Below are 3832 nucleotides of genomic sequence, written 5' to 3'. Positions count from 1 at the left end.
CATTGCAACTCTAAGATACATATTTTAGAGTGAACGAAAAAGACCGAAGCTATTAAAAACTTCGGTCTTTCATATTTTGGGGCTTTTGACACACCCTCACCTCTAACTATGATTAAAAAACCGGAGCTAATGCATCTAAAGAAGGAGAATTTCCGTCAACATAAGGCCAGTCATCGTCGGTCCATTTAATCTGGCTAACCATCAACAAGCGGTCTTTCCCTGCTTGTGCACGAATATATGAATGGTAAGCCATCCAGTCGTTACCGGCATCATCCGTTACGATTTGCGAGTTATGTCCCGGACCTGCAAAAAACATATTGGAATCGATGAGTATGTGAAAAGCTCCGTCTATCATGTTTTTCCCATCTTTAGTGAGATAAGGGCCGAATAAACTCTCAGAGCGGCCATAAATAGTTTTGTATGTACTTTCGTCGCCGCCACAGCACCAACCCCACGAGGCAAACAGATAGTAGTAATCTCCACGTTTGTGTATCATAGCACCTTCATTGTCGCGTCCAGATATTTGCACCGGAGTTGTTCCTTCTTTCAGGCGGAAACCATCGTCAGAAAGCTCAACACCATAGATGCCCTCCCAGCTACCGAAGAAAAGGTATTTTTTACCATTTTCTTCTACGTAGCAGGGGTCGATGCAGTTTTGTATGTTAATGTCGTATCCGTTAAACATTTTACCTTTATCCTCAAAAGGGCCTTCGGGTTTGTCGGCTACGGCACAGCCGATAGCACACTCCCAGTTGGAGATATTTACGCCGTCTATTTGCCCCGATGTTGTTCCCGGCATACTGTAATAGAGCACATATTTGCCGTCTACATACCGTATATCGGGTGCCCAGATACCCGACGTATTTTCAATCGCGGGCTTGGTTGCTTCGGTAAAGCAATTGCCGATGTACTGCCAGTCGATAAGATTGGTGGATTTGTAGATAGGTACAAGATCCCCTGTGGTATAGATATAATATGCTCCATCCTGTGCCCTTATAATAGTAGGGTCGGCGGCAGGTTTGCCCATTACCGGATTTTTGAAGGTTCTACCAATTTTATCGTCATCGTTATCGCCACAAGCTGTGTGTATAAAACATGCAGCCGTAATTAAAAGGAATATAATTTTTTTCATTATCTTTCTGTTATTCTTCGTTTTCACTGGTTATTTGAGCTAATTTGATGCGGTCGAATCCGTACGCGCATTTTTCGCCGATAGTAGGGAAGTTATACAAGAATCCGATGGTCAGTGTTGTTTCTTCGGTGAGTTCGAATTCGATAGAACTGCTCGAAGCCACATCCGTATATTCGAAGGCTGTTTTGCGATCATTCCAATCCGGCATAGTCTGGTTGCCCTTGTTGATAATCATATAACAGTGATTTTGAGTGCCAAAGTCGGCGTGTAATTCAGTAAACATGGCCGAAAGAACATATTTGCCGGCAGGCAAAGTTGTTGATTGGTATATCTTCCCATTCAGCACAAGCCTGTCTGTCACGTCCCAGTTGACTACACAAATCCGGTCTCTGTCCCATCTCATATGAAGTTGTTTTGTCTACTTCTAATGCACAGCGTTTGTTCTCATTGTAAATGATTTGTTTGTTTTTAATAACAGTAAACAGAATGTGTATGAGTTTATTGCGAACATTGTTAATGACAAGAAAGCGATCTTTATCATCCTGTAGTTTTCTGATATAATAGTCTTTTAGATTTTTGTCAAATAGTGGGGATAGTTCTTTTACAACATCATTATTGAAAAGTTCGGCTTTCAAGTATGCATTAGATCAACAGTTTTTTCTTCCTATAAAACAGCCACTTACAATTATTCTCAATTTATTAATGCTTTTTTATTTGGTTGGTATATATAAATTGCATACTTTTGCACTCACAATATCGCGGGATGGAGCAGTGGTAGCTCGCCAGGCTCATAACCTGGAGGTCGTCGGTTCGAATCCGGCTTCCGCAACTAATATCAGCGAAAACCGTTTACTACAAACGGTTTTCGCTGTTTTGTAGCCTTATAGGCGGGTCAGATACGCGGCAGTGATCCGATTTTTTTAAGCTTTCAATTTTGTATCTTAGTTCATTGAAATACAGTATCTTTTTTGGAATTTAAAACATTAACTAAGTTGTGATAAGCTTTCAATTTTGTATCTTAGTTCATTGAAATACAGTCATCGCAGCATTCGTCACTCATGCCATACTGTTGTGATAAGCTTTCAATTTTGTATCTTAGTTCATTGAAATACAGTTCACTAAGCCGATGCTTAAGTATGAACTGGGTTGTGATAAGCTTTCAATTTTGTATCTTAGTTCATTGAAATACAGTTAATGCGCGTATAGGATTAGAATTGGGCATGTTGTGATAAGCTTTCAATTTTGTATCTTAGTTCATTGAAATACAGTCGCTGCAAATGAGGCAACAAATTTACCTCCGTTGTGATAAGCTTTCAATTTTGTATCTTAGTTCATTGAAATACAGTTTCCACTCTTCCATTTCCCATATCGTTTTGGTTGTGATAAGCTTTCAATTTTGTATCTTAGTTCATTGAAATACAGTTCAGATGAAATTAACCTTTCTGGTGATGGGGTTGTGATAAGCTTTCAATTTTGTATCTTAGTTCATTGAAATACAGTAATTATTGGGGTTGTAACTATACCTGATTGGTTGTGATAAGCTTTCAATTTTGTATCTTAGTTCATTGAAATACAGTATAGAACATCTTGGTAAATTAGAACAATTAGTTGTGATAAGCTTTCAATTTTGTATCTTAGTTCATTGAAATACAGTAAAGATCTCCAAATTAATAAGAAACTTATAGTTGTGATAAGCTTTCAATTTTGTATCTTAGTTCATTGAAATACAGTTTGAAAATTTATGTTTCACATTAGATAATAGTTGTGATAAGCTTTCAATTTTGTATCTTAGTTCATTGAAATACAGTGAAAAGGGTATTATCAAGACTTTTGCGGATGTTGTGATAAGCTTTCAATTTTGTATCTTAGTTCATTGAAATACAGTGATACAATATTAACCCTCACAGAGTATTCTGTTGTGATAAGCTTTCAATTTTGTATCTTAGTTCATTGAAATACAGTATCAATACAAAGAATTAGTATTGCCAGTCCGTTGTGATAAGCTTTCAATTTTGTATCTTAGTTCATTGAAATACAGTCTATACTATAATATTCCCAACTATGCTACTGTTGTGATAAGCTTTCAATTTTGTATCTTAGTTCATTGAAATACAGTTCTGATTTATTTTAAAGCCTGTTGTATGTTGTTGTGATAAGCTTTCAATTTTGTATCTTAGTTCATTGAAATACAGTTAGGCGGAATTAACGATAGCGGTTTACCTGTTGTGATAAGCTTTCAATTTTGTATCTTAGTTCATTGAAATACAGTTATGTCCGTTATTTTTTTCATTGGTATTTGTTGTGATAAGCTTTCAATTTTGTATCTTAGTTCATTGAAATACAGTGAATCGGAAGATGAATATAACAAACTGTTAGTTGTGATAAGCTTTCAATTTTGTATCTTAGTTCATTGAAATACAGTGTATAATGTGCAGACAGTCAGAATTTTTACGTTGTGATAAGCTTTCAATTTTGTATCTTAGTTCATTGAAATACAGTTACCGTTCCTGCAATACCAGCTATTACAAGGTTGTGATAAGCTTTCAATTTTGTATCTTAGTTCATTGAAATACAGTTTAGTTGTCCGCAATCCTTCCACTACTGTAGTTGTGATAAGCTTTCAATTTTGTATCTTAGTTCATTGAAATACAGTCACTGAACTTATTACATCTGCGAAGAATATGTTGTGATAAGCTTTCA

The 3832-nt window shown here is 36.3% G+C and carries 2 protein-coding genes, 1 tRNA gene and 2 CRISPR repeat arrays; of the genes, 1 reads left to right on the top strand and 2 read right to left on the bottom strand.

The features are described 5' to 3' along the window. Positions 1-112: 112 nt before the first annotated feature. Positions 113-1132, bottom strand: a complete 1020-nt coding sequence (locus tag D0T57_RS12525; protein WP_163273832.1) for a family 43 glycosylhydrolase — start codon at positions 1130-1132, stop codon at positions 113-115. A 10-nt stretch (positions 1133-1142) separates the two neighbouring features. Then, positions 1143-1535: a DUF5013 domain-containing protein gene (locus D0T57_RS12520; protein ID WP_163273831.1), complete on the bottom strand. Its 393-nt coding sequence runs from the start codon at positions 1533-1535 to the stop codon at positions 1143-1145. 354 nt (positions 1536-1889) lie between these two features. Between D0T57_RS12520 and D0T57_RS12515 the strand changes: the two genes are divergently transcribed. Then, positions 1890-1961: transfer RNA gene (locus D0T57_RS12515), tRNA-Met, on the top strand. 162 nt (positions 1962-2123) lie between these two features. Then, a CRISPR array of direct repeats spans positions 2124-3248; the repeat unit is 47 nt; unit sequence GTTGTGATAAGCTTTCAATTTTGTATCTTAGTTCATTGAAATACAGT. 30 nt (positions 3249-3278) lie between these two features. Then, positions 3279-3785: a CRISPR direct-repeat array (repeat unit 47 nt; unit sequence GTTGTGATAAGCTTTCAATTTTGTATCTTAGTTCATTGAAATACAGT). Positions 3786-3832: the final 47 nt, after the last annotated feature.

The sequence above is a fragment of the Dysgonomonas sp. 511 genome, assembly GCF_010501105.1.
Taxonomy (GTDB): domain Bacteria; phylum Bacteroidota; class Bacteroidia; order Bacteroidales; family Dysgonomonadaceae; genus Dysgonomonas.
The sequence above is the reverse complement of the archived record's forward strand: the minus strand, read 5'-3'. Positions and strand labels throughout refer to the sequence as shown.